Here is a 25,569-nt window from a genome sequence, read left to right as displayed (position 1 = left end):
CATGCCCGCACTCCATGGCACCGCCATGCCCGCACCCGACGCCGGTCCGCGCCGGACACCCGCGGACCCCGACGCCAACCGACTGCCCGGCCCGCCCGACGACGAGGAGCTCTACTGGTACTTCGGCCCGCAGCGCCGCTGGGTGCTGCTCTGCGCCACCCTCTCCTACGCGGGAGCCACCGCCACGCTCGGCCTGTTCGCCCTCAGCAGGCCGCTGCTCTGGCCGTTCCTGGCGCTCACCCTGCTCAACGCGGCCACCTGGCTGCTCTCGCTCGCCGACGGCCAGCGCGCCCGGCGCTTCACCCGCGACTCGCACGACCTGCTGCTCCGCGCCTGGAACCCCGCCCGCGCCCCGAGCGTGGACCTGCTGCTGCCGACCGCCGGTGAGCCCCTGGCCGTCCTGGACAACGCCTACCGGCACACCGCGGCCGTCCGGTGGCCAGGCGAACTGACCGTCCTGGTCCTCGACGACGCCGACCGACCCGAGGTCCGCGAACTCGCCGAGTCCTACGGCTTCCAGTACCGCGCCCGCCCCGACCGGGGCCGGTTCAAGAAGGCAGGCAACCTCAACCACGGCCTCGCCGAGGGCGCCGGCGAGATCGTCGCCGTCCTGGACGCCGACTTCTGCCCCCGCCCCGACTTCCTGCACCACCTGGTGCCCTACCTCGACAACCCCGGGGTCGGCATCGTGCAGAGCCCGCAGTGCTTCGACACGGACGCCGACATGTCCTGGCTCGAACGCGCCGCGGGAGCCACCCAGGAGATCTTCTACCGCTGGATCCAGCCCTCCCGGGACGCGCAGGACGGCACCGTCTGCTGCGGCACCAACGCCCTCTACCGCCGCGCCGCACTCGAGCGGATCGGCGGCTTCGCCGAGATCGACCACAGCGAGGACCTCTACACCGGCCTCGCCCTCGCCCGCGCCGGATGGGCCACCCGCTACGTCCCCGCGCTGGTCGCCAAGGGCATGTCGCCCACCGGCCTGCCCGCCTTCATCAGCCAGCAGTACCGCTGGTGCCTCGGCTCCCTGGCCCTGGTCCGCGACCCGGACTTCCGCCGGGGGCCGCTCTCCCGATCCGCCCGGCTCTGCTTCTGGAACGGCATCCTCGGCTACGTCACCAGCGCGGTGAACGTCTTCGCCGTGCCGCTGCCCGCCCTGATCATGCTGTTCTTCCGGCCCGAGGAGATCCGGCCCTGGCAGGTGCTGCCGTTCCTGCCGCCGATCTGGGTCGCCCTGGTGCTGCTGCCCGCGATGTCCCGCACCCGCTGGCGCTTCGAGGTCACCCGGGTCCAACTCCTCGGCGGGCTCTGCCACGTGGTCGCCATCGCGCACGCGCTGCGCCGCCGCTCCGCCGACTGGGTGCCCACCGGTGCCGTGTCCGGCGGCAGTTCGCTCGCCCGCGCCGTCGCCCGGATCGGGGTCGGCTGGCTCGGGCTCGTCGTCCTCGCCGGCGCCGCCGGACTGGTCTGGGCCGCGCTGCTGTACGGCTGGCGGCCGTACTGGGCGCTCGCCGGACTGCTCGCGCTCACCGCGTACACCATGGTCCCGCTGATCCGGGAGCTGTGGCCGCTGCTGAACGGGACCGGCGGCAAGGGTGCGTCCGTCGGGGAGGTCGCCGCACCCGCACCGGGCCGCTCCGACCTCCGGTTCGGACGGGCCGAGGCCGTCGCCGTCACCGCCGTGCTGCTGCTGTGCGGGTTGCTGGCCTCCGGCTGGGCCGACCCGCTGATCTTCTGACGTACCGTCAGAATCGCCGTACCGCTCGATCGTTGCGTTTCCTTGCGCGTCGCCCCACCGGCGCGGACACCGCCCGGCCGCCCCATCGGCCCGGCGGCCCGACAACCGCTGCCAGCCCTGCAAGGAGCACCGCCGTGTCAACGGCCGTACCGCCTTCGTCGTCCTCCGCCGCCTCCACCGTCTCGTCCTCGGCGGCGTCCGCCGCCTCCGCCCCACCCGCCGACCTGTTGCCCGGCCCCGTCCGGGCCGACAGGGCACCCGCCGTCCCGCGGCGCGCCCCCGTCGCCGGGAGCGGACCGCACCGCCGGCGCACCGCCTTCCGCCCCGACATCGAAGGGCTGCGCGGCGTCGCCGTGCTCTCCGTCCTCGCCTTCCACTCCGCCGTCCCCGGCCTGACCGGCGGCTTCGTCGGCGTCGACGTCTTCTTCGTCATCTCCGGCTTCCTGATCACCGGCCTGCTCATCGGCCGCCCGCTCGGCCTGTGGGACTTCGCCGCCCGCCGCGCCCGGCGCATCCTGCCTGCCGCCGCCACCGTGCTGGTCGCCACCGCCGTCGCCGGCGGCGCCCTGCTCGACCCGCTGCGCGGCACCGACCTCGCCCGCGACCTGATCGCCTCCGCCGGCCAGTTCGCCAACTGGCGCTTCGTCGGCCTGCAGACCGACTACCTGGCCGCCGAACGCGACCCCAGCCCGCTGCAGCACTTCTGGTCGCTGGGCGTGGAGAACCAGTTCTACCTGCTCTGGGGCGTCCTGCTGCTCGGCCTCGCCCGCCGCCAGCACGGGCGCCGCCGCGCCCTGGCGACCACCCTCGCCACGGTGGCCGTCGGTGCCGCCTCGCTGGCGCTCTGCCTGCGCTGGACGGACAGCTCCGCGCCGCTCGCCTACTTCTCCACCGGCAGCCGGCTCTGGGAGTTCGCGGCCGGAGCCTGCGCGGCGCTGGCGGGCCCGGCGCTGGCCGCCCGCACCGAGCGGCGTCCGGTGCGGTGGTCGACGCGGTGGTCGCTGCGGACGCTCGGGTGGCTGGGCCTCGCGGCCGTGCTCGCGCCGGTGGTCCTGTACGACCGCGACACCCCGTTTCCCGGCACCGCCGCGCTGCTGCCCGTCCTCGGCACCGCCGCCGTCCTGCTCGCGGGGCACGGCGCCCCCGGCACCTTCCGTACGGCCGACGCCGGACGGCTGCTCGCCACCCGCCCGCTGCGGGCCGTCGGACGCCTCTCCTACGCCTGGTACCTGTGGCACTGGCCGGTGCTGACCATCGCGCAGGCCCGGTACGGCTCGCTGCCCTGGACCACCCTGCTCGCCCTCACCGCCGCCGCCGCGCTGCCCGCCTGGCTCACCCTGCGCCTGGTCGAGCAGCCGCTGCGGTACGGCAGCAGCCCGGCACCCCGGCGCGGGCTCGCGGTCGGCGCCAGCGCCCTGGTCATCCCGCTGATCGCCGCGCTCACCCTCGGCGGCGGCACCGTGCGCGCGCTCGGCGACCCCTCCTCCGGGCCCGTGGCGGCCCCCGCCGGAGCCACCGACGGCCCGCTGCTGCTCGCCCCCGGCACCCGGGTGCTCGCCCTGACACCCCCGCTGGCCCGGGCCCGGGAGGACTTCCCGCCCGGCAAGGGCTGCGAGATCCCGCTCGACGCCGACAGCAGCCCGCGCTGCCTCTTCGGCGCCGTGGACAGCCCCGACCGGATCGTGCTGCTCGGCGACTCCCACGCCGGGCAGTGGATCTCCGCCGGCCTCGCCCTGGCCGAGCAGCGGCACTGGGCCCTGGAGGTCCTGGTCAAGCCCGGCTGCCCGCTGGCCACCCTCACCGTGCGCAACAACGTGCTCGGCCGCACCTTCGAGGAGTGCGACCGCTGGCGCGAGAACACCCTCACCCGACTCGCCTCCGGACCCAGGCCGCGCCTCGTCCTGATGGCCGGCCTCAACCGCTACGGCACCCAGGCCGAGCGCACCGAGGGCTGGACCCGCACCCTGGACCGGCTCACCGCGCTCGGCGCCCCGCTCGCCTACCTCGGCGACACCCCGATGCCCGGCAAGGACGTCCCCACCTGCCTGGCCGCCTCCGACGGGCGCTCGGACGCCTGCTTCTTCCCGCGCGACACCGCCTTCGAGCCCGACCCGGTGCTGGACGGCGGCCTCGCGGACCGGTACGGGGTGCGGACCCTCGACCTCGGCCCGCTGCTCTGCCCCGGCACCGGGCCCTCCTGCCCGGCCGTGCTGGAGGGCGTGGTGCTGTACCGGGACACCGGGCACATCACCGACACTCTGGCGCGGGTGCTGGCACCCCGGCTGGACAGGGGGCTGCTGGGGGCGGCCGGGACCCCGGTCGCTCCGACCGGTCAGGCCGCTCCGGCCGGTCCGATCGCTTCGACTGGTCAGGCCGCTCCGGCCGCTCCGACCGGTCAGGCCGCGTCCGTGGCCCCGGGGCCGCCGTCGGCCCAGCCGTGGACTCAGCCGTAGATGCTGCGGCAGAGCCGGGCCGAGTCCGACCCGACCGGCCAGTGGCCCGCCCGCTCGGCCTGATCGCAGATGGTGCCCCGACCGCCGCCCGAACCCGCCCCGGCACTCGCCGGGGCGGCAGTGCCCGACGGGCCATGGGCCGGAGCCGACGCGTGCGGACTGTGCCCCGGCCGGGGATGCGCGCTCGCCGAGGCGTGCTGGGCGGCGGCCCCCGCACCGGCGCCCGCACCGGCCGCGGGCGCGGCCACGCTCGGCCCGTCCACCGGCACCGCCGTGCCCGGGGTGGGCGGCGGCGGCAGCGGGGACGGCGCCGGCGTGGCCGGGGAGGGGGAGACCGGCAGCAACTGCGCCGTCGGGTCCGCGGCGGAGGGCGAGGACTCCGGCAGCGCAGCCGCGCCGCTCTCGTCCCCCGGCCCCGGCCCGCACATCACCAGGACGGAGGCCAGCACGGCTCCCGTCCCGACCATCGCGGCCGTCCAGGCCTTGCGCGACAGACGCCTCGGCGGCTCGGGGGTGGACCACGGCGGTAGCGGATTCGTCGGGACCGGTGGCGGCTGCCAAGCGTTCTGCGGCCACTGCCACTGCCCTCCGGTGGGCTGCCCAGTCATGTGCTCGTCCTTCCAGCGGCCCCCCTCGAACGTTTCCGTGCTCAACGAGCGCACCGACGCCGGGATATGACCCGGAAGAGGGGTTTGGACGGGCGTTGATTGCCAGCGCGCCACATGCTGGGGGCATGGAGACCAACAGCACGTCCAAACCCCTGGTCGAGGTGGCCGAGCTCCGGGCCGACAACCGCTACCGCCTCGTCCGCTTCGAGGGCCACGGCTGGGAACCGCTCGAACGGGAAGAGTTCGAGCCGCGCGTCCACCAGCTCTTCCCCGACCTCGACCCACGCGACCCCCAGCGGGTCCACTGGGTCGACCACCCCTGGGAATGGCCCCGCTGGCACCCCGGCGAGGCCTGAACTCCGAGCGGGGGTTGCCGACCCCGCTACGCTGAGCGGGTGAGTGTGGATCACTTCTGGCGTCGCTTGCCGGGTCAGGCCGTGGACGCCTGCTCGCCGGAGGAGCTCGGCGAACTCGTGCCCCGCGACCGCGACGTCCGCTACGACCGGCTGGCCGCCGCGGGCCTCGCCCTCGGCGTGCGGCGCACCGCCGTCCTGATGGAACTCGCGCTCACCGAGAACGGTCTGCACCCCGACCCGGCCGCCCGGCTGCCCGTCTACGGCGGCCGATGTCACCGGCCGAACGGGGCGCTGCCCGGCGGGGCACCGCGGGGCGGCGCCATGCCGGTGCTGCGCCCCGAACAGGTCGCGACGGCCGCCGCCTTCCTGCGCGGCTCGGCGCTCGGCGAACTCGTCCGCCAGCAGGACAGCGTGCTCGCCCGTACGGTCGCGCACCTCGCCTACCCGACGCCCTGGTCCGAGGCCTGGGCGGCGCTCGTCGTCCACGACCTGCGCGAGCTGCGGGACTTCTTCGCCGGCGCGGCCGCCGCCGGCGACGCGGTGGCCGTCCGGGAGGCGCAGTGAACGGGCCGGAGCGGGCGGACCAGCCGGCCGGGACGCGGGGATACGGCGAGGCGGCGGAGCAACTCGCCGTCCAGTACGAGGGCGTGACCTTCGCCGAGGTGCACCGCGACCTGCACCACCTGTACCCGGCCCCACCCCGCTCCGTTCTCGACATCGGCGCCGGCACCGGCCGGGACGCCGCCGCCCTCGCCGCCCTCGGCCACCGGGTGGTAGCTGCCGAGCCCACCCCCGAACTCCGTGCCGTCGGCGAGCGGTTGCACGCCGGCTCCGGTGTCCGCTGGGTCGCCGACGCGCTGCCCGAACTGCCGCTGCTCGTCGCCGAGGGCCGGCGCTACGACCTCGTCCTGCTCACCGCCGTCTGGATGCACCTCGCCCCCGCCGAGCGTCCGCCCGCGATGGCCGCCCTCAGCCGCCTCCTCGCCCCCGCCGGCCGTCTCGCCCTCACCCTGCGCCACGGCCCCGTCCCGCCCGGCCGCCGGATGTTCGACCTCCCGCCCGAGCCCACCGTCGCCCTCGCCGCCGACCACGGCCTGCGCCTCCTCCACCGCGCTGCTCGCCCGGACCTGCACGGCCGGGACGGGGTCCACTGGACGGCGCTGCTCTTCGAGCGGGAGGGGTAGCCGCCCAGCCGCGGCGCGGGCGGACGGTCTCGATCGACAGTGGCGGGCAGACGCCCTCTCTTCCTCCTCGGTGAGATCGGCCAACTCCTCGGGCGGCCCGGCCCGGCACCGTCCCGTACGGCCGGCAGGTACGCCCTGGCCTGCGGGGGGTGCCTGCCTCTATGCCCTTCGTCAAGGTTGCGTCGGTCGGACGGGCACGGGGCCCGGAGACCAGGAGCCCCGTTTCAGGGCCACGAAGAAGGCAACGGGGCTGCGCCGGGGCGGTAGGCCACCGGGCGATCGCCCTCACCCCGATCGCTGTCCTGGTCCCGATCTGGCGAAGCGCTGGCTGTCGAGCGCTTGTCCGGGACGGATCACGGTGCGCTGACCGCCACTCAGAACCGCGCGTCGCTTTCCAAGGGGCCGTGATCCACCAGGCCACAGATCTTTGATCGGTATGCAAAACGTGCCGCAATTCCACCTGGCTGGCCCCATGGCGTCACACCTTGGGCATGTCCGGAATGCCAGCCATGGGAGCTCTCATTACGTTCATCGCAGATCGGGCGCCTGGTCGGCGTCCGCGCGACAGAGAGAAGTGACATGTTCACGCGCACACTGACTTTGACCGCTGCCGGAATAGGCACGACGGTCCTTGCAGCCACCGGCATCACCTACGCCTCGTCCCCCGTATCCAATCCCGCGCCCCCGCCCGTCCAGCCGGCGGCCCAGCCGGCGGCCCCGCCTGCGGCCCCGCCTGCGGCCCCGCCTGCGGCCCCGCCTGCGGCCCAGCCTGTCCAACAAGCCGCCCCGGCCGCGGCCGCCCCTGGCGGCGGCAACGCAGGCGGAGAGAAGGCGGCCGCCCCTGGTGGCGGCAACGCAGGCGGAGAGAAGGCGGCCGCCCCTGGTGGCGGCAACGCAGGCGGAGAGAAGAACGACAACCGCGGACACGAGGGCGGCGAAAACGGCGAACGCGGGCACGAGGGTGGCGAACGCGGCCGCGAGGGGGGCGGCGAACGCGGCCGCGAGGGGGACGGCGAACGCGGACACGAAGGTGGCGGACGCGGCCACGAGGGGGGCGGCGAACGCGGACACGAAGGTGGCGGACGCGGCCACGAGGGGGGCGGCGGACGCGGACACGAAGGCGGCGGACGCGGCCACCGCCACGAGGAGGGAAGGATCTTCTTCAACGAACGAACGTTCTCCGCCCACACCGAGGGCTGCATCACCACGGCCAGCGGCCTGGGTGCCACCAGTTTCAACGTTTTCAACGACAGCTGGAAGACCATCGAGGTCTTCCGCGGCTTCAACTGCGACCACGGGGGTCCGGTCGCCATCGTGGGCCCCCACAGCTCCACCAACGGCGTGGCGGCCCGCCACTTCGACGAGGACGAGTCCCATTTCGGTGGCGCCTTCGATTGCGAGGGCGTCGTGGGCAGCTTCCGGGTGATCGGCCACCGCGGGGAGTGGTGACAGCACCGTCCGGAGCACGGGAGCGATCCCGGCCCGCCGGAAGCGGGCGCGACACGGCTCCGAGCCCGCCGCCCACGTGCACCAGCACCTGCTGTCGGCGTACAGGTGAAGGTGGCTCTGGCAAGGTTTTCATAGGCAGAGATCATCCCGGAGCGGCGGTCTGCTGGTTCGCCAGTGGGCAACCTCTGACTGTGTCATGGTGAACTGACAGCGCTGTTACCGCACCTGGCCGATGTGCTGGTTGTCTCGGTCGAGGTCTTCGGTGCTGTCGTGGTGATCCGCGCCCGCACCCGGTCCGGTGGTCCGGCGGCGTGTACGGGCTGGAGCGTTGAGCGAGTGGGGCCAGCGCCGCTACGTGCGGCTGCTGGCCGACGCCACGGTCGGCGGTCGGCCGGTTCAGACCGACCTGACTGTACGACGTCTGTACTGCGAACACCTGGCCTGTCCGAAGGTGGCCTTCGCCGACCGGGTACCTGGACTGACGGTGCGGTACCAGCGACGGACCTGCTGCTGCAGCACCTGGTCGAGGCGGTCGGCGTCGTGTCGGCGGTCGGCGTCGTGTCGGTGGGCCGGGGCGGGGCCCGGATGCTGCGCGTCCTCGACATCGTGCTCTCGCGGTGCGCCCGCGCTTGCATCCCGCAGTCTCAGCCGCGGGACCTGCTTCCGCAGGTGGCTCATCGCGGCCACGATCCCGGCGGAGTGAATCAGTGCGCGAACCCTGCCGCGCACCACCACCGGCCGCCGCCCCGCCCTCGACGGCATCGGCGTGCCCGCGGTCTCCGGCTCGCTCGCCCTGGCCCTCGTCCCGCTCGTCCTCGGCCGGGAGGCCGGCCGGCCGCTGTGGGCCTGGGCGATGCTCGCCGCCGCCGTCCCCGTCTTCATGGCCTTCTTCGCCGGCTTCGTCTTCGTCATCAGCCTCACCGTGCAGACCGGCTTCGGCTACAGCCCGCTGTACTCCGGCCTGGTCCTCATCCTCACGGCTCTCCTCGCCGTAGTGGGGATCGTCGGTGACTGTGCCGCCGGCCAGGGCCTCGAAGTCCCGGCCGGTCGGGGCATGAAACTGCTGCGGCTGAGTGACAAGGGTGCGGCTTCCCGAGAATGTTCACGGTGTGACGAGTCGAGCCCTCTTAACTTCTTCTGATACTCGACTGTATTGCCCGGCCGGCGGTTGCCCGCGTCCGTCACCGCTGGAGGTCATCTGATGATTCTTCGACCCTGGGTTGCAGCGTCCCTGTCCGGTGTGGCCATCGCTCTTGCTCCTGCGCCTGCAGGCGTCGCCGCGCAGGCGTCCACACTGCACGCGCCCGACTCCTCATGGTCCTGGGAAGAGGACGGGGAAGGGGCAGGAGAAGAAAACGGGGAGGGGTACCGCCATCACTACAGTCCCTGGCGCCACTGCTTCAGCGCCCGCCGCGTCGTGCTCATCGACCCCACCCTCAGGGCGATTCTGACCAATAGCCGGCGTGGGCCGGAGGCTCTCGTTCTCCAGGGGAGTCCGTCGTCTTCGTCCTCGTCGCCGGAGGCACCGTGGGACAATTTTTCCGTTTCAACGTATTTGAACGTAAATTATCCCGCCCAGACCAGCGGCCAGTATGAGTTTCAGATCCGTGGCTTCTTCAGGGAACACCCGGTCTTCGTGGTGAAGGCCTTCGACCGCCATGAGCAGGTCTTCCCCTTCGCAGCCGCCCGCTGCGTCGACGACTTCTACGACGACGACCACGGGCACCACGACGACGGTGACCGCGATGACCACGCCCGTCCGCACGATGGTGTGGCTGCCGAGGGGGGTGGCCCGTCCGGCGCCCCGTCGCCCCCGGGAGGGGACCATGGGACCAACGGCCAGCCCGCGCCGGATGCTCCCGCCCCCGGCGGCACCAGCCTGGCTCCTCCGCCCGATGGCGCGGCCGGCGGTGGGAGCGTTGGCCGCCTGGGTGCGAAGCGCATCGGGATCGCGGCCGGCGGCTTGCTGGTGGTTCTGGGAGCGCTGACTGCGGCCTGGCTCAACCGCCGCCGTCGGCAGCGTGTCACTCGGCCGGAACAGGGACCGGCAGCACCTTCGACCCCTGACGGCACATCGGATCAGGAGCCCGATGTGCCGCCGACCCAGCCGTAGCGACACCGAACGGCCGCCCTCCCGGCGGAACCGGTCAGGAGGGACTGCTGCTTGCGGAGGGTTCCGACGTGGCCGAGGAACTCGGGCGGGGGTCGTGGGGGCAGATCAAGTTGGGGCTCTTGATTCCGAAGCTCAGTCCCCACTCCCGGTCACAGCCGCCCCAGTATTTTCCCACCCAAACGCAGTAGGGGCCGCCGTAGCTTTGACAGGGGCGCACTGATTCCTGCGGGCCCGGATTCGTGGAGAGTGGCCAGGACGATTCGGCCCTGCTCAGCGACGTGCCGGAGGATCCGACCATGCGGACCCGCGTGTCATCGGAACCGTGGGACGTCCGGTTCATGAGGAACAGGGGCAGGCCGAAGGCCGAGACGGAAGCCGCCACCGATGCGGCAGCGAGAGCGCAGCGGGTCAGGCGCATGACTGTTCCTCCTGGCTTCGTGGTCTGTGGCAGGTGCGGACGAACTCTGCGCACGAGTGCCGCCGCCGTGAGCGCCGGAGTTGAACGTATGGTCTGGAAAACCCCCCGGCAGCCAGCGAACCGCCAATCAGGCGGCCTTGCCCCGGTTCTTCACTCGAAGGGTCTCCTCCCCGCCCGGAGATCGACCGGGACGGCTCGGCCGCACCCGACGAGCCGATCACCCGAGGGCGTGCTCCTCGACCCCGTCGGACACCAACGCGCGCCTCCTGCGGGGTGTCGGGCCGGCGCTGGCTCGACGGGTTCGACGGCTGGCGCTTCGGCGATGCCCACGCCGCGGCAAGGGGATTTCGGGTGGTGCGCGGAGGAGGCCCCGATTGTCCGTGATTCGGGTGACGCCGAAGGAGGGCGACACCGGCCGGGGGTCGTCGGCACGATGGTTGGACCGACGGGGGGAGCCCGCGGTCGGAGAACGCCGGGGATGGCCTCCGTTCGCTGCCCGTCAGGTGCTTGCCCGGCCCCGCCTGTGCGGGGCCGGGCCTCAGCCGTGTCATCGCCGCCCAGCTTGCGAAACTGACGGCGGGTCATCTTTGAAGGTGGGAGCGTCACGCGAGGGGAGGGGCCGCTCGGCGAGGGTGGCGGTGTCGGCGCCCTCGCTGGCCGGGCCGGTGAGCAGCGCCTGGACCTCCTGGCCGGCCTGGGTGAGCGCGGTGGCCACCAACTGGTCCTTGCCGCCGGGGAAGTGGCGCTCGCCGCGCGTGGCGCCGGTGGCGGCCACGATCCGGTTGAGTCCGGTGCCGGAGTAGCCCTGCGCCTCGATCGGTTCCCTGGGCCCGGCGTCAGTCGAGCCCTGCTCGCCTCGCCCTTGACTCCCACGCGGCGATGGTGGGCCGGTCTGCATTTTGTTCGACGGGCCCGGCGGGTGCCGCCGATCGGACCTCCGCCCTTTGTCAGCAGCGGAGTTGGGGCGGGTAGCCGGTCCAGTGCAGCTCCTCCGGGAGGTGGCCCTGGTCGTTGAGGAGCAGCACGGCGGGCGGTCGACCGGGCGTGTAGCGCAGGACGGTCAGTGCCGCGTTGGCGGCGTTGACGCCGAGCCAGCGCCAGGCCGGGGCGTCCAGGGCGTGCCGGACCAGCCAGCCGACCAGGAAGGCGTGGGTGACGACCAGTTGGTGGCTCTCCTCGCCGCCCGGCACCGGCCCGGTGAACCGCTCGACGGCCCGCCGGGCCAGCAGGGCGCCCTCCTCCCGTTCCTCCGCCGTGGTGGCCGAGAGGCGGTTCAGCACGAACTCGGCGCTGTCCTCGGGGAGTTCCTCCCGCTCGGGAACGTGCGGCAGGAAGTCGCCGGCCTCCTCGCACTGCCGCGGCCGCACGCCGGCCAGCTGTTCCGCGACCAGCCGCGCGGTCTCCGCCGCCCGGGGCAGCGGGCCGTGGTGCAGCACCGAGATCGGGCGGCCGGCCAGCCGTCGGCCCAACAGGGCGGCCTGCCGTCGCCCGGCGGCGGTGAGGCCGCTGCCGTCGCCTTCGGAGGCGGCCTCACCGTGGCGGGCCAGGTAGAGGTAGCGGGTGGCAAGGTCGGTCATGTTCGGGGACTCCTCGTGGTGGACGAAGATCGACTTTCCCCGGGGCGACGCGCGGCGGGCGGCGCCCGGTTCCGCCCAAGCCCGTGAGCCGGTCAGCCGGTCAGCCTGTGAGCCCGTCCGCCCGAGCCCGTAAGCCCTCAGCCCGCGGGGGCCTCGTCCAGCAGCGCCAGCTCCTGCGCCGACAGCCGCAGCGCCCCGGCGGCGATGTTGTCCTCCAGGTGCGCCACGTCCCCGGTGCCCGGGATGGCCAGCACGTGCGGGCCGCGGTGCAGCGTCCAGGCCAGCCGTACCTGTGCGGTGCTCACCCCGCGGGACTCGGCCACCGCCAGGACCTGGGCGGGCTCGGTCCCGCCGGCGCCGTCCTGCCGTCCGGCTCCGGCGATCGCGTAGAAGGGGACGAAGGCGATGCCCTGCTCCCCGCAGATCCGCAGCAGTTCGTCCTGCTCCGAGGTGGCGCCGATGCCGTACGGGTTCTGCACGCAGACCACCGGCGCGATGGTCTGTGCCTCGGCGAGCTGGTGCGGGTGGACGTTGGAGAGGCCGAGTTGCCGGATCAGTCCGGCCTGGCGCAACTCGGCCAGCGCGCCGAAGCGTTCGGCGACCGAGTCGGTGCCGAGGATCCGCAGGTTCACCAGGTCGAGGTGGTCGCGGCCGAGCTGGCGCAGGTTCTGCTCGACCTGGGCGCGCAGCCGCTCGGGGGTGCGGGCGTGCTCGACCCACTCGCCGTCGAGGCCGCGGCCGGGGCCGACCTTGGTGGCGATCACCAGGTCGTCGGAGTACGGCGCGAGCGCCCGGTTGATCAGCTCGTTGGCGGAGCGCAGCCGGGAGAAGTAGAAGGCGGCCGTGTCGATGTGGTCGACGCCCAGCTCGACGGCGCGGCGCAGCACCCGCAGTGCCTGCTCGCGGTCGCGCGGGACGGCGTGCGGGACGAGCGCCGGGCCGGTCTGCGGCAGGCGCATCGCGCCGAAGCCGATCCGGTGGACGGTGCGGTCGCCGAGCTTCCAGGTGCCGGAGGCGGCGGCGGTGACAGGGGCGGTGCCGGCGGTGGCGGGGGCGGTGGCGGGGGTGTGCACGACGGCGTTCGAAGTCATGCCCATGATGATCTCCACTGCACTAGCCTGACCGCCAACGATTCGAACATGTGTGAATCCACAGGGGTGGGGCGGTGGCGGCCGAGCTGCTGTTCACGGTGGGCGACCTGGCGCGGATGCGCTTCGCGGTCTCGCCGATGTGGGAGGTCGGGCCGAGCCTGCGGCTGCTGCGCTCGGGGCTCGCCCACCCCGTCCACCGGCCCTGGACGGAGCAGGTGCGACCCCGGCTGGCGGCGCTCGGCCCGGCGTACGCCCTGCTCGCCGAGCTCGTCCGGCCCGCCGGGCACGTGCCGGACTTCCTCAACCCGGCCCCCGCCGGGCCCGCCCCCACGCTGGCCGACGAACTGGCCGCGATCCGGGCCACCCCGGCCGAGCGGGTCCGCCGCGACCTCGAGGTGCTCTATGCCCGGACGGCCTCGGCGGAGGCGTTGCTGGCGCCGCCGGCACCGCTGGGGGAGGGATGATCGGGGTGCTCCTCCCGCCCGGTCGGAACGTGGTCTGGTCGGTGTCGGGCGCCGCCGGTTAGGCTGCCCCGCGTGGTGGAGGAGAACGCGGCGCGGGACGCCCAGCCGGCGGACGACCGGGTCGTGGCGGAGTGGATCCGCGAGCGTTTCGGCGTGGTGCCGGAGTCGCGGGGCTCGCTGACCGCCTTCGACGGTCGCCTCGTCGTCGACCTGGACACCCGCCTCGTCACCGTGGACGGCCGCGAGGCGCGGCTGAACCGCTCCGACGTCAAACTGCTGTGCGGCCTGATCGAGTTGGGCGAGGGCGTGCACGAGCCGGAGGCGATCATGTGGAAGGTCTACGGCACGCCGTTCCACACCCACGAGCTGAGGTACCTGACGGCGGTGCTGAGGGTGAAGCTCGGCGAGCCCTCCTGGATCGTGCGGACCGAGGAGGGCTACGGCCTGCTGCCCCCGGAACGGCAATAGCCCGCCCGCAGCGCCGGGCCGCCCGGAGCCGCATACTGACGGCATGACGGGTGGAGACGGCGGCCGGGGCCCGGGGCGACGTGGGATCCTGCAGGCGGGCGCGGCGGCGCTGGTGCTGGGCACGGCGGGGTGTACGGGAGGCACCAGGCCGCAGCCGACGGCCACGAGTCCGGCCACGAGCCCGGCCGGGACTCCCACCGAACGGCCCACCGAGACGCCGGCACCCACACCCACCCCGCTGCCCCAGCCGCCCCTCTGGCAGCCCGGTCCCGGCGAGATCCAGCCCGACGTCAAGCGCCGCGCCGTCGAACTGGTCGCCGCGCTCGGCGCCTGGCCGCCCGGCGGGCAGGGCGTGGAGGCGGCTCGCGCCCGGGTGGCGGCGCTCGGCCTGCCGCCCGCGCTGGCCGACCAGGCGGGCCCGCTGGCCCCGGCGGCGACCGAGGCCAGCCTGGAGGTGATCGTCGCCCAGTACGGCGGGATCCTCGACGACTCGGCGAGCGTGCTGGTGGTGTGTCGTCAGTGGCGGCGCGGCCCGGACGGTTCGGTGGTCGAGGGCGGCACCACGGTGGACGTCCGGCTCGGCCGGGCCGAGCCGCGCTGGACCGTCACCGACCTGCGTCCGGGGGACGCCGGGCCGGCCGCCGCCGCGCCGCCGCCCGCGGTGGCCCGGGTGCTGGCCGAACCCCGGATCGAGCTGCCGCCGGAGGCCGCCGCCGACCTGCGCAGCGGCACCGTCCACGACAGCGTGCTGGAGGCGATGCTGCGATTGGCCGGCCCGTACATGCTCTCGGTGAGCGTGGTGCGGACCGGCCACCCGTTGGGCGTCTTCGGGACGACCCGGCCCAGCGACCATCCGCTGGGCCGGGCCTTCGACGTCTGGCGGATCGACGGGCTGGCCGTGGTCGCCCCGGGGACGTCCCGGCAGTTGATCGCGTCCTTCATGCGGGACGCGGCCGCCGCCGGCTCGTACAACGTGGGCGGTCCGGTGGCGCTCCGGGGCGCCGGGAACCAGTTCTTCACCGACGACACCCACCACGACCACTGCCACGTGGGGTTCGACCACTGAGGCCCTGCGGCCCGTCGAACGCACCGTCATTCGACGGCCGCGCCCGATCGCGCTCCTCCCGGAGGATCCGGTCCATGCCCGCGGACCAGCACGAACCACCGATGGGTACGGGTCGACGGACCCGGCCGACCGGGACACCTTCGCCGCCCGCCCCGGCGCCGTCCGATCTCCCCGGTGACGACGGCCCGTTCGACGGGCTGAGGGGCGTCAGCTGACGTTGACCCCGCTCCAGGCCGCCGCGACCGCGTTGTACTCGGTGCTGCCGGCGCCGTACAGGTCGCGGGCCGCGTTCAGGGAGGCGGCGCGGGCACCCTTGTAGTTGGTGGTGGAGGTCATGTAGACGGTCAGCGCGCGGTACCAGATCTTGGCGACCTTGTCGCGGCCGATGCCGGTCACGGTGGAGCCGTTGCAGGTCGCGCTGTTGTAGGTGACGCCGTTGATGGTCTTGCTGCCGCTGCCCTCGGCGGCCAGGTAGAACCAGTGGTTGCCGACGCCCGAGGAGTAGTGCACGTCGAGCTTGCCGACGCTGCTGCTCCAGCAGTCGGCGGAGCCGCCGTCCAGCGAGGGCTTGTCGAAGCGGCGCAGCCACGGCGGGGTGGACTGGTCGCTGAACAGGTAGTCGCCGGTGTCGACCGTGTTGTTGGCGTAGAACTCGACCATGGTGCCGAAGATGTCGCTGGTGGACTCGTTGAGGCCGCCGGACTCGCCGCTGTAGCGCAGGTTGGCGGTGGCGCTGGTGACGCCGTGGGTCATCTCGTGGCCCATGGTGTCGAGGTCCACCTGCTCCGGGTCGGTGCTGCCGTCGCCGTCGCCGGTCATCATGCAGAAGCAGGCGTCGGACCACTGGGCGTTGTCCCACTTGGTGCCGACGTGGACGAAGACGGTGGCGCCCTTGCCGTCGTTCTTGATGCCGTTGCGGCCGTGGACGTTCTTGTAGTAGTCGTACGTCCAGGCGGTGTTGGCGTGGGCGTCGACGGCGGCGGTGGAGCGGTCGGAGGAGAACTTCTTCCCGTCGCCCCAGACGTTGGTGGTGCTGTTGAACGCGGTGCCGGAGGAGGCCTTTAGCGAGCTCGCGGAGAGGTTGTTGGCGTCCTTGGTGACGTGGCCGCGGACCGGGTCGGTCAGGGTGTAGCCGCCGCCGGACTTGGCGGTGGTGTCGATGGTGACCGTGCCGGTGTACTCGGAGTTCCCGGTGCCGGCCGCCTGGTGCTCGGCGTCGTAGGACTCGATCTGCTCGCCGGTGGTGGCGTCGGTGACGACCACCTTGCCGGCCGGCTGGCCGTGCTCGCCGGTGCCCTCGACGGTGGTGCGCCAGGCCAGTCGGGGCGTGCCGTCGGCGGCCCAGACGACCAGCTCGGGGGTGCTGACGGCGTCCTTGACGCCCGGGGCGGCGGCCAGCGCGCCGGCCGCGCCGGACTGGGCGTTCACCTTCGGCACGGTCGACTTCACGGCGGCGTCGTGGGCGGCCGCCCGGGAGGAGTCCTTGAGCCGGCCCTTGGCGTCCTGGTGGACGACGAGGTCGCCGCCGACCACCGGCAGGCCCTGGAAGGTGCGGTCGAAGCGCACGTGCGAGGCGCCGTCGGCGTCCAGCACGACGTCCTTGAGCACGAGGTCCTGGCCGGAGCCGAAGCCGAACACCCCCGCGTTGTGGGCGACGTTGGCGCGGGCCTGGGATATCGCGGCCTCGCGCATGCCGGGGGCGGCGGACGCCGTGGCGGCGGGGACGGTGGCGCCGGCGAGGGCGGCGACGACCGCGACGGCAGCGGCCACGCGGGCACGGCGGGAGGAGGGCGTGGGGGTCACTCTGACTCCAGTGGGGGTAGCTGTGCAGGGAAAGGAGCTGCGTCAGAGATTGACGGGGTTCAGTCAGATTCAGCTAGAGGAAAGGTCATAACTTTGCCAAGTCGTGTCCTTGGTCGATAAAAAATGATCAGAAGTTAACAAGCGCTCTACAGTGCCGTCGTGACGATCGACTACCTGTGGCGCGGCCCGCTCGCCGACCCCGAACTCGACGCCCTGCACGCCGAGGGCTTCGGCCGCCCGGTGCGACCCGGCGACTGGCTCGCCCGGCTGGAGCGGCACAGCCTCGGCTGGGTCACCGCCCGCCGTACCGCCGACGGCGCCCTGGTCGGCTTCGTCAACCTCGCCTGGGACGGCGGCACCCACGCCTTCCTGCTCGACACCGTGGTCGCCCCTGGCGTCCGGCGGCGGGGCGTCGCCACCCGGCTGGTCGCGGAGGCGGCCGACGGCGCCCGCGCGGCCGGCTGCGGCTGGCTGCACGTCGACTTCGAGCCGCACCTGCGCCCCCTCTACCTCGACGCCTGCGGCCTGCGCCCCACCGACGCGGGGCTGTTGGCGCTCTGACGCCCAACTCCCGCCGGGCGGACGGGTCATGGCGCGTCCACCCCTCGGACGGCCGGGGCCGGCCCAGGCCGGCGGTTGTACTCTGCACGCGGACGGACGGCGCCGGCCCGGCACGCCGCCCCGCCCGCACCCCTGCCCGGCGCCGCGATCGGAGTCCCGTGAACTCATCCGCCCCCGACTTCGACGGGCCGCTGCTGCGCACCCGGGACGTGGACGTCGTGCGCGACGGCCGGCACCTGCTGCGCGGGATCACCCTGGAGATCCACCCGGGCGAGCACTGGGCGCTGCTCGGCCCCAACGGGGCGGGCAAGTCCACCCTGCTCGCGCTGCTCGGCGCGGTCTCCCACCCCACCCGCGGCGAGGTGGACGTGCTCGGCCGCCGGCTCGGCCGGGTGGACATCCGCGAGCTGCGCGCCCACCTCGGGCACGTCAACCCGCGCCACCCGCTGCGCTCGCCGCTGACCGTGCGCGAGGTGGTGCTCACCGGTCACACGAACACCATCGAGCCGGAGTTCCACCGCAAGCCCGCCCCGGAGGCGCTGGAGCGGGCCGAACTGCTGATCGACACCCTCGGCATGCGGGCGATGGCCGACGCGGCGTGGACCACGCTGTCCCAGGGCGAGCGCGGCCGGGCCCTGATCGCCCGCGCGCTGATGCCCAGCCCCCGGCTGCTGCTGCTCGACGAACCCGCCACCGGACTCGACCTGACCGCCCGCGAGCTGCTGCTGGACAGCCTGGACCTGCTGCGCCACCAGCACCCGGAACTGGCCAGCGTGCTGGTCACCCACCACCTGGAGGAGCTGCCCGAGAGCACCACCCACGCCCTGCTGCTGCGCGGCGGCGAGTGCGTCGCGGCCGGACCGGTGGACGGGGTGATGACCACGGAGATGATCAGCGAGACCTTCGGCCACCCGATCCGGATCAGCCGCCACGAGGGGCGCTGGACGGCCCGGGCCGCGGCCCGCCGGACTCCGGAAAGGTAACGGTTCGGGGGGTGGGTGTAGACGGTAAACGGTCTTTACGTAAGGTATGCCTTAGCTAATGATGGTCTGCTGGTCCCCGGCCGGCCGCACCGCCTTGGCACACCCATGCCTCTTTCCGTTGGAGCCCGCATGTCCGCCCGTCGCCGTTCCACCGCAGCCGCGCTGCTCACCCTCGCCGTGGCGACCGCCACCCTGGCCGGGTGCGCGTCCAAGAAGGACGACAAGGCGGCCTCCTCCGACGCGGTCAAGGTGAACGCGACCGACACCGCCTGCGAGGTCTCCAAGACCAGCTTCCCGGCCGGCCACGTCGTGCTGGACATCAGCAACAAGGGCTCGAAGACCACCGAGGTCTACGTCTACGGCGCCGGCGACAAGATCGTCACCGAGCGCGAGAACATCGGCCCCGGCACCAAGGCCAGCATCAACGCCGAGATCAAGGCCGGCTCGTACGAGATCGCCTGCAAGCCCGGCATGGTCGGCGACGGCATCCGCCAGAAGATCACCGTCACCGGTGAGGGCGGCAGCGCCGCGTCGGCGGACCCGCGCCTGGCCGCCGCCGTCGACGCCTACCGGAAGTACGCCCAGGAGCAGGCCGACGCCACCATCCCGGCCGTCGAGGCCTTCGCCGCCGCGATCAAGGCGGACGACCTGGAGAAGGCCAAGTCGCTGTACGCGCCCTCGCGCACCGGCTGGGAGCGCACCGAGCCGGTCGCCGAGAGCTTCGGCGACATCGACCCGAAGACCGACACCCGCGAGGACAAGCTGGAGCCGGGCCAGGCCTGGACCGGCTGGCACAAGCTGGAGAAGTCCCTCTGGGTCGACGCGAAGATCGGCGACGACGAGAAGAAGCTCGCCGACCAGCTGGTCGCCGACCTCAAGGACTGGCAGAAGAAGATCCCCGAGGCCGAGATCACCGCGACCAGCATGGCCAACGGCGCCAAGGAGCTGCTGGACGAGGTGGCGACCAACAAGATCACCGGCGAGGAGGAGCGCTACAGCCACACCGACCTGGCCGACTTCCAGGCCAACGTCGAGGGCGCCCAGAAGGCCTACGAGCTGCTGAAGCCGGTCGCCGCCGAGAAGGACCCGGAGCTGGCCAAGACGCTGGACTCCGAGTTCACCGAGATCAACGCCCTGCTCGCCAAGTCCAAGCAGGCCGACGGCACCTTCACCTCCTACGACAAGGTCACCGAGGCCGAGCGCAAGACCTTCTCCGACGCGGTCAACTCGCTGGGCGAGCCGCTGTCGAAGCTGGCCGCCGCCGTGGTCGTCAAGTAACCGGCCAGGCACACCCCGTACCACCCCGCCGACGCCGTGGCGGCCCGCGATCCGGGCCCACGGCCTCGGCGGGCCAGCACAGAAGTCCCCAGCACAGGAGAAGGGCCCGCCCGCCGATGGACGCGGAGAACGAGCAGCAGAACGGGACGCCGGCCGCCGCCGACGCCACCGCGACCAAGGGCGCGGTCAGCCGCCGCGCCGTCATCGGCTGGGCCGGCGCGGGCGTCGCGCTCGGCGCCGCAGCCGTCGGCTCGGTCGCCGCGGCGACCCGCCAGGACGACGCCGTCCCGGTCGCCGCCCAGGTCGGCGCCGAGGTGCCGTTCTACGGCGAGCACCAGTCGGGCATCTCCACCCCGGTCCAGGACCGGCTGCACTTCGCCGCCTTCGACGTCTCCGAGAAGGCCACCAGGGAGTCCCTGGTCAAGCTGCTCAAGGAGTGGACCAAGGCGGCCGCCGCGATGACCGGCGGCCGTGAGGTCGGCGCCGGCGCGGTGCCCGGTTCGCCGGAGGCGCCGCCGGACGACACCGGCGAGGCCCTCGGCCTGCCGGCCTCCCGGCTCACCCTGACCATCGGCTTCGGCCCGAGCCTGTTCGAGAAGGACGGCGTGGACCGCTTCGGTCTCCGGGCCAAGCGCCCCGAGGCCCTGATCGACCTGCCCAACTTCAAGGGCGACAAGCTCGACCCGAACCGCAGCGGCGGCGACCTCTGCGTCCAGGCCTGCGCCGACGACCCGCAGGTCGCCGTCCACGCGATCCGCAACCTGGCCCGGATCGGCATGGGCACCGTCAACATCCGCTGGTCGCAGCTCGGTTTCGGCAAGACCTCCTCGACCACCCCGGACGAGCAGACCCCGCGCAACCTGATGGGCTTCAAGGACGGCACCCACAACATCGCGGGCACCGACACCGCGAAGCTCGCCGACCACGTCTGGGCCGCGCCCGGCGACGGCCCGGAGTGGATGACCGGCGGCTCCTACCTGGTCGCCCGGCGGATCCGGATGCACATCGAGACCTGGGACCGCGCCTCGCTCCAGGACCAGGAGGACACCTTCGGCCGCACCAAGGGCGAGGGCGCCCCGTACGGCAAGGGCAAGGAGCACGACGCCCCGGACCTGGCGGCGATGCCCGCGACCTCGCACGTCGCCCTCGCCCACCCGGACGCCAACGGCGGCCTGATGATCCTGCGCCGCGGTTTCTCCTTCACGGACGGCACCGACGGCCTCGGCCGCCTGGACGCGGGGCTGTTCTTCCTCGCCTACCAGCGCGACACCCGCAAGGCCTTCGTCCCGCTCCAGCAGAAGCTCGCGGCGAGCGACAAGCTCAACGAGTACATCCAGCACGTCGGCTCCGCCCACTTCGCCTGCCCGGCGGGCGTGCGCAAGCCGGGGGAGTGGTGGGGTCAGGCCCTGTTCGGCTGACACCTCCCGCTTCCCCCGGTCCCACCTCTACACCCCCCCAGGAGCCCGCGTGTTCGGCAACTACCTGATCGGCCTGCGCGAAGGCCTCGAAGCCAGCCTGGTCGTCTGCATCCTGATCGCCTACCTGGTCAAGACCGGCCGCAAGGACAGGCTGGCGCCGGTGTGGGTCGGCGTCGGCTCGGCCGTGGCGCTCTCCATGGCCTTCGGCGCCGTGCTGCAGTTCGGCTCCTCGCAGCTCACCTTCGAGGCCCAGGAGGCGCTCGGCGGCACGCTGTCGGTCATCTCGGTCGGCCTGGTGACCTGGATGGTGTTCTGGATGCGGCGCACCGCCCGGCACCTGAAGACCGAGCTGCACGGCAAGCTGGACGCGGCGATCGCGATGGGCACCACCGCCCTGGTGGTCACCTCGTTCCTGGCCGTCGGCCGCGAGGGCCTGGAGACGTCGCTGTTCATCTGGACGGCCGTCCAGGCCACCGGTGACGGCTGGAACCCGCTGCTCGGCGCCGCGCTCGGCCTGCTCACCTCGATGGTGCTCGGCTGGCTGTTCTACCGCGGCGCGCTGAAGATCAACCTGGCCAAGTTCTTCACCTGGACCGGGGCGATGCTGGTCGTGGTCGCGGCCGGCGTCCTCGCCTACGGCGTGCACGACCTGCAGGAGGCCGGCTGGCTGCCCGGTCTGCAGAGCGTGGCCTTCGACATCTCCAGCACCATCCCCAAGGACAGCTGGTACGGCACCCTGCTGAAGGGCGTCTTCAACTTCCAGCCGGATCCGACGGTGCTCCAGCTGGTGGTCTGGCTGCTCTACCTGCTGCCGACGCTGGCCGTGTTCTTCAACCTCTTCGGCGGCGACAAGGCCAAGCCCGCCCAGCGGGTGACCGCCAAGCCGGCCGCCTGATCCGGCCGTTCGACCCCCGGGTCGACACCCGTACCGCCCCGCCCGGCACCCGCCGGGCGGGGCGGTTTCGCGTGACCGCGGCCGGTTCTCGCCATGAGCGGCCGAAATCAGTCAGGAAACGGAAGAAAACGGTCAGCTCTGACAAGCTGCAGTCCCAGTGGAACCGTTCTGCCACGGCCTTCGTACTTAGGGTGACAGCACCATGCCATTACTCACCCTTGGGGGGACCATGACCGTTCGCAGGCCTGCCAGGTTAGTCGCCGTCGGTGTCGCCGCCCTCGCGGCGACCGTCGTGCTGACCGCGTGCGACGACGTGAAGTACACCGACGACAAGCCGGGAGACCCGAAGGCGAGCGCCGCCGGGGCCACCGTCCCCGGCGACCCGATGGCCGGTCAGGCGGCCGGCTCGCGGTGCAAGAGCGACGAGATCACCGCCACCGTGCAGCTCAAGGGCGCGGGTTCGGCCATGCTGACGATCAAGAACAAGAGCGACCACAACTGCACCCTGTACGGTTACCCGGGCTTCGGCGGGCTGAAGGCCGACAACAGCCCGGACGCGCTGGCGGCCAACCGCGACGCGCACCCCGGGCCGGCGGTGCTGGTCACCCTGAAGCCCAACAAGTCCGGCTACGCGGGCCTCAAGTGGAGCGCCTGCGACAAGTCGGACGCGAACTGCCACGTGCTCACCGGCCTCCAGGTCACCGCGCCGGACGAGACCACGCCGGTCACCGCCGAGGTGCTCGGCACCGACGGCAAGCCGGCCGGCCAGCTGCTGGTCTCGGCCGCCGGGCTGACGACCGGCACCTTGCAGCCGAACAACGAGAAGGTCCTGTTCAACTGACGTTCCGCGGCTGACGACACGACGGAGCCCCCGGGGCGGTTCGATCGGAACCGCTCCGGGGGCTCCCGGCTTCGTACTCCCGGACCGCTACCGGCGGGCCGCTACTGGCTCTTGATCGAGTCCAGGATGTCCAGCTTCGCCGCCCGGTGGGCCGGCCAGAGCGCGGCCAGCAGGCCGATCGCGGCGGCCGCGAGCAGGAAGCCGACGGTCTGCACCGGCGGCACCACGGTGGTGATGCCCTTGAGGCTGTCCGCCAGCGTCCGCACGCCGGCCCAGGCCACCAGGATGCCGAGGCCGACACCCACCAGCCCGCCGAACAGCGCGATCAGCACCGACTCGAGCCGCACCATCCGGCGGATGCCGAGCCGGTTCAGGCCGACCGCCCGCAGCATGCCGATCTCCCGGCGGCGCTCGAACACCGACATCGCCATGGTGTTGACCACGCCGAGCACCGCGATGACCACGGACATGCCGAGCAGCCCGTACATGATGTTCAGGATGTCGGTGACCATCTGGCGGCTCTCCGCCTTGATCTCCTTCTGGCCCTTGACCGCGATCAGGGGGTTGCCGCCGGTCGCGTCGCGCAGTGCCTGCTTCAGCGTCTCGGTCGGGCCGTCGACGCCCTTGACCAGGACCTTGTCCAGGCCGGAGCCGGGCAGCGCGTGCGGGCCGACCACGGCCTCGGGGGCGACGATGCCGGCCATCGCGGAGTTGGCCTCCAGGATGCCGCCGACGGTCAGCGAGCCCTTGGCGCCGTCCGGGTAGGTGACGGCGAGGGTGTCGCCGACCTTGTAGCCGGCGTGCTCGGCACGGCCCGAACTCACCAGCAGCTTGCCCTGCTTGAGGGCGTCCGCGGAGCCCTCCTTGACCTTGACGGTGGCCAGCTGGTCGATGGTCGCGGCGTCCACCGCGGTCACCCACTCACTGTCCTCCTGCCCCTGCCCGATGGTGAGCGGGACGGTGCGCTGGGCGCTCATCGCGCTGACGCCGGGGGCCTTGGCGATCTGGGCGGCGACCTCGGGGGAGAGCGTCGAGAAGTTCTGCATCGCGACCGTGTAGTCGGACTTGACGTCGGTCGCGGTGGCCTTGTCCACGGCCTGGTTCACCGAGGCGCCGATCACGGTCAGCGAGGTGATCAGGGTGACGCCGATGGTCAGCGCGGCGGCGGTGGCGGCGGTGCGGCGCGGGTTGCGGACGGCGTTCTCCTGGGCCAGCTTGCCCGGTGCGCCGTACACGGCGCGCAGCAGCGGGGCGAGCAGCGCGATCAGCGGCCGGGACAGCAGCGGGGTCAGCACGAACACACCGATCAGCAGCGCACCGGCGCCGAGGCCGACCAGCTTGACCTCCTTGCCGCCCACACCGGCCGCCAGCGAGGCGACGCCGGCCACGGAGAACAGCAGACCGATGGTGTTGCGGACCCGCAGGCCCTTCTGGGTGGCGGGCTGCTCGACCGAGCTCATCGCCGCGACCGGAGCGATCCGGGAGGCGCGGCGGGCGGGCAGCCAGGCGGCCACGACCGTCACCAGCACGCCGGTCACGATCGCGGTGATCACCGTGCTCGGCGCGACGATCAGCGGGCCGTCCGGCAGGTTGGCGTCCATCGGGCCGTTGAGCAGCGCCTTGAGCCCGACGGCGATCCCGATGCCGGCCAGCAGGCCGGTCACCGAGGCGGTCAGGCCGACCAGCAGCGCCTCGATCAGCACCGAGCGGGTGATCTGGCGGCGGGTGGCGCCGACGGCGCGCAGCAGGGCCAGCTCCTTGGTGCGCTGGGCGACCAGCATGGAGAAGGTGTTGGCGATGATGAAGATCCCGACGAACAGCGCGATGCCCGCGAAGCCCAGCAGGAAGGTGTTCAGGAACCGGGTGGCCTGCTTGATCATCCGGTCCTGCTCGGCGGCGAGTTCGCGGCCGGTCTTGGTCTCGATCATGCCGTCCTGCGGGACGACCTGCCTGACGGCGGCGAGCAGCGCGGCGTCGTCGGTTCCCGGCTTCGACTTGACGTCCAGCTGGGCGAAGCGGCCCGGGGTCAGGTAGAGCCGCTGGGCGGTGGCGGTGTCGAAGGCGGCCAACGAGCCGCCGGCCATCACGCGCGGGTCGTTGGTGTGCACGGTGCCGGTGAGCTTGAGCTCCATCACCGGGCCGTTGACCGCCACCCGGACGGTGTCGCCGACCTTGTAGCCGCCCTTCTCGGCCGTCCTGGCGTCCAGCGCGATCTCGGTGGCGTCCTTCGGGCCGCGGCCCTCGACCAGCGGGTAGCGCGGGTCCTTGCCGTCGGTGCCCGGCACGTAGTTGGTGCCGGTGGTGGAGAAGCCGTTGCCGATCAGCGCGCCCTTCTTGTCGGCGATGCCGGCGAAGCCGCTGACCACGCCGCGGACCTCGGCGGCGCCCGGCAGCGCGGCGACCTTCGTCCGGGTCTCCTCGGTGAGGGTCGGGCCGGTGGTGACCTGGTCATGGCCTCCGTAGGCGCGGCCGGCGGCCTCGCTGTCGCTGACCGTGACGGCGATGTCGGTGTAGCTCTTGGAGTTCTGGGTCCTGAGCGCGTTGCCCACGGTGTCGGAGAAGACCAGCGTGCCGGCCACGAAGGCGGTGCCGAGCATGACGGCCAGTACCGTCATCAGCAGCCGGCCCTTGTGGGCGAGCACATTGCGTAGTGCGGTGCGGAACATGAGGGGTTGTCAGTCCTGGGGTACTCGGGGACGGGTGCTTGCCGGGCTGCCGGTGTGTCAGCTGGTGCGGCCCTTGGCGTCGAAGCGGCGCATGCGGTCCAGGACGGTGTCGGCGGTGGGGTGGTGGAGCTCGTCGACG

General features: G+C 73.0%; 23 protein-coding genes and 1 pseudogene. 16 read left to right on the top strand and 8 right to left on the bottom strand.

Annotated features, from left to right (window positions below):
- Nucleotide 1 precedes the first annotated feature (1 nt).
- Nucleotides 2–1,738 (top strand): glycosyltransferase family 2 protein, encoded by a 1,737-nt coding sequence (locus ACWDBE_RS10230; RefSeq protein WP_449793288.1) that lies wholly within the window; start codon nucleotides 2–4, stop codon nucleotides 1,736–1,738.
- Between the two features lie 134 nt (nucleotides 1,739–1,872).
- Nucleotides 1,873–4,191: an acyltransferase family protein gene (locus tag ACWDBE_RS10225; protein ID WP_449807699.1), complete on the top strand. Its 2,319-nt coding sequence runs from the start codon at nucleotides 1,873–1,875 to the stop codon at nucleotides 4,189–4,191.
- On the opposite strand, the gene ACWDBE_RS10220 is transcribed toward ACWDBE_RS10225, so the two are convergent.
- A complete protein-coding gene (locus ACWDBE_RS10220; RefSeq protein WP_449793290.1) occupies nucleotides 4,182–4,799 on the bottom strand; it encodes a hypothetical protein in 618 nt (205 codons plus the stop codon). The genes ACWDBE_RS10225 and ACWDBE_RS10220 overlap by 10 nt on opposite strands.
- 125 nt (nucleotides 4,800–4,924) lie before the next feature.
- On the opposite strand from ACWDBE_RS10220, the gene ACWDBE_RS10215 reads away from it, so the two are divergent.
- The 5 genes from ACWDBE_RS10215 (at nucleotide 4,925) to ACWDBE_RS10195 (ending at nucleotide 8,929) form a co-directional block, all read left to right on the top strand.
- A complete protein-coding gene (locus ACWDBE_RS10215; protein ID WP_402413853.1) occupies nucleotides 4,925–5,155 on the top strand; it encodes a hypothetical protein in 231 nt (76 codons plus the stop codon).
- Between the two features lie 39 nt (nucleotides 5,156–5,194).
- The gene (locus tag ACWDBE_RS10210) at nucleotides 5,195–5,719 is read left to right on the top strand and encodes a hypothetical protein (protein WP_449807698.1); all 525 of its coding nucleotides are present in this window, start codon (nucleotides 5,195–5,197) and stop codon (nucleotides 5,717–5,719) included.
- A complete protein-coding gene (locus ACWDBE_RS10205; protein WP_449807697.1) occupies nucleotides 5,716–6,339 on the top strand; it encodes a class I SAM-dependent methyltransferase in 624 nt (207 codons plus the stop codon). The genes ACWDBE_RS10210 and ACWDBE_RS10205 overlap by 4 nt, the downstream gene beginning before the upstream one ends.
- A 579-nt stretch (nucleotides 6,340–6,918) precedes the next feature.
- Complete coding sequence (locus ACWDBE_RS10200) at nucleotides 6,919–7,788, top strand: hypothetical protein (protein WP_449807696.1); 870 nt, start codon at nucleotides 6,919–6,921, stop codon at nucleotides 7,786–7,788.
- Between the two features lie 766 nt (nucleotides 7,789–8,554).
- Nucleotides 8,555–8,929, top strand: a complete 375-nt coding sequence (locus ACWDBE_RS10195; protein ID WP_449807695.1) for a hypothetical protein — start codon at nucleotides 8,555–8,557, stop codon at nucleotides 8,927–8,929.
- Between the two features lie 405 nt (nucleotides 8,930–9,334).
- Here ACWDBE_RS10195 and ACWDBE_RS10190 read toward each other — a convergent pair whose 3' ends face one another.
- The 4 genes from ACWDBE_RS10190 to ACWDBE_RS10175 form a co-directional block, all read right to left on the bottom strand.
- Nucleotides 9,335–9,541 (bottom strand): hypothetical protein, encoded by a 207-nt coding sequence (locus ACWDBE_RS10190; RefSeq protein ID WP_449807694.1) that lies wholly within the window; start codon nucleotides 9,539–9,541, stop codon nucleotides 9,335–9,337.
- Between the two features lie 1,325 nt (nucleotides 9,542–10,866).
- Complete coding sequence (locus ACWDBE_RS10185; protein WP_449807693.1) at nucleotides 10,867–11,094, bottom strand: hypothetical protein; 228 nt, start codon at nucleotides 11,092–11,094, stop codon at nucleotides 10,867–10,869.
- A 172-nt stretch (nucleotides 11,095–11,266) separates the two neighbouring features.
- Nucleotides 11,267–11,896 (bottom strand): histidine phosphatase family protein, encoded by a 630-nt coding sequence (locus tag ACWDBE_RS10180; protein ID WP_449793297.1) that lies wholly within the window; start codon nucleotides 11,894–11,896, stop codon nucleotides 11,267–11,269.
- A 137-nt stretch (nucleotides 11,897–12,033) separates the two neighbouring features.
- Nucleotides 12,034–12,987, bottom strand: a complete 954-nt coding sequence (locus ACWDBE_RS10175) for an oxidoreductase (RefSeq protein ID WP_449807692.1) — start codon at nucleotides 12,985–12,987, stop codon at nucleotides 12,034–12,036.
- Between the two features lie 74 nt (nucleotides 12,988–13,061).
- On the opposite strand from ACWDBE_RS10175, the gene ACWDBE_RS10170 reads away from it, so the two are divergent.
- The 3 genes from ACWDBE_RS10170 to ACWDBE_RS10160 all read left to right on the top strand — a co-directional run bounded on the left by ACWDBE_RS10170 (nucleotide 13,062) and on the right by ACWDBE_RS10160 (nucleotide 14,985).
- A complete protein-coding gene (locus ACWDBE_RS10170; protein WP_449807691.1) occupies nucleotides 13,062–13,451 on the top strand; it encodes a hypothetical protein in 390 nt (129 codons plus the stop codon).
- 72 nt (nucleotides 13,452–13,523) lie between these two features.
- Nucleotides 13,524–13,919, top strand: coding sequence for a hypothetical protein (locus ACWDBE_RS10165; protein WP_449807690.1), 396 nt, complete (start codon nucleotides 13,524–13,526; stop codon nucleotides 13,917–13,919).
- Nucleotides 13,920–13,962: 43 nt separating this feature from the next.
- A complete protein-coding gene (locus ACWDBE_RS10160) occupies nucleotides 13,963–14,985 on the top strand; it encodes a hypothetical protein (RefSeq protein WP_449807689.1) in 1,023 nt (340 codons plus the stop codon).
- 207 nt (nucleotides 14,986–15,192) lie between these two features.
- On the opposite strand, the gene ACWDBE_RS10155 is transcribed toward ACWDBE_RS10160, so the two are convergent.
- Nucleotides 15,193–16,788: a M4 family metallopeptidase gene (locus ACWDBE_RS10155; protein ID WP_449793301.1), complete on the bottom strand. Its 1,596-nt coding sequence runs from the start codon at nucleotides 16,786–16,788 to the stop codon at nucleotides 15,193–15,195.
- Between the two features lie 159 nt (nucleotides 16,789–16,947).
- Here ACWDBE_RS10155 and ACWDBE_RS10150 point away from each other — a divergent pair, with 159 nt between their 5' ends.
- The 6 genes from ACWDBE_RS10150 (at nucleotide 16,948) to ACWDBE_RS10125 (ending at nucleotide 22,764) form a co-directional block, all read left to right on the top strand.
- Nucleotides 16,948–17,349 (top strand): GNAT family N-acetyltransferase, encoded by a 402-nt coding sequence (locus ACWDBE_RS10150; protein WP_449807688.1) that lies wholly within the window; start codon nucleotides 16,948–16,950, stop codon nucleotides 17,347–17,349.
- A 158-nt stretch (nucleotides 17,350–17,507) separates the two neighbouring features.
- Nucleotides 17,508–18,332, top strand: coding sequence for an ABC transporter ATP-binding protein (locus ACWDBE_RS10145; RefSeq protein ID WP_449807687.1), 825 nt, complete (start codon nucleotides 17,508–17,510; stop codon nucleotides 18,330–18,332).
- Between the two features lie 129 nt (nucleotides 18,333–18,461).
- Complete coding sequence (gene efeO / locus ACWDBE_RS10140) at nucleotides 18,462–19,610, top strand: iron uptake system protein EfeO (RefSeq protein ID WP_449793304.1); 1,149 nt, start codon at nucleotides 18,462–18,464, stop codon at nucleotides 19,608–19,610.
- 116 nt (nucleotides 19,611–19,726) lie between these two features.
- A complete protein-coding gene (efeB, locus tag ACWDBE_RS10135; RefSeq protein WP_449793305.1) occupies nucleotides 19,727–21,028 on the top strand; it encodes an iron uptake transporter deferrochelatase/peroxidase subunit in 1,302 nt (433 codons plus the stop codon).
- Nucleotides 21,029–21,077: 49 nt separating this feature from the next.
- The gene (efeU, locus tag ACWDBE_RS10130; RefSeq protein WP_449793306.1) at nucleotides 21,078–21,923 is read left to right on the top strand and encodes an iron uptake transporter permease EfeU; all 846 of its coding nucleotides are present in this window, start codon (nucleotides 21,078–21,080) and stop codon (nucleotides 21,921–21,923) included.
- Between the two features lie 229 nt (nucleotides 21,924–22,152).
- Entirely contained in the window at nucleotides 22,153–22,764 is a 612-nt protein-coding gene (locus ACWDBE_RS10125) for a DUF4232 domain-containing protein (RefSeq protein WP_449807686.1), read from the top strand.
- Between the two features lie 101 nt (nucleotides 22,765–22,865).
- Here the strand turns inward: ACWDBE_RS10125 and ACWDBE_RS10120 are convergent, their stop codons facing one another.
- Entirely contained in the window at nucleotides 22,866–25,430 is a 2,565-nt protein-coding gene (locus tag ACWDBE_RS10120) for an ABC transporter permease (RefSeq protein WP_449807685.1), read from the bottom strand.
- 57 nt (nucleotides 25,431–25,487) lie between these two features.
- Nucleotides 25,488–25,569 (bottom strand): annotated as a pseudogene (locus ACWDBE_RS10115) (ABC transporter ATP-binding protein); the annotation flags it as partial.

The sequence above is a fragment of the Kitasatospora sp. NPDC001132 genome, from assembly GCF_053598415.1.
Note: the sequence above shows the minus strand (reverse complement) of the source record. Positions and strands in the feature narration are given on the sequence as shown.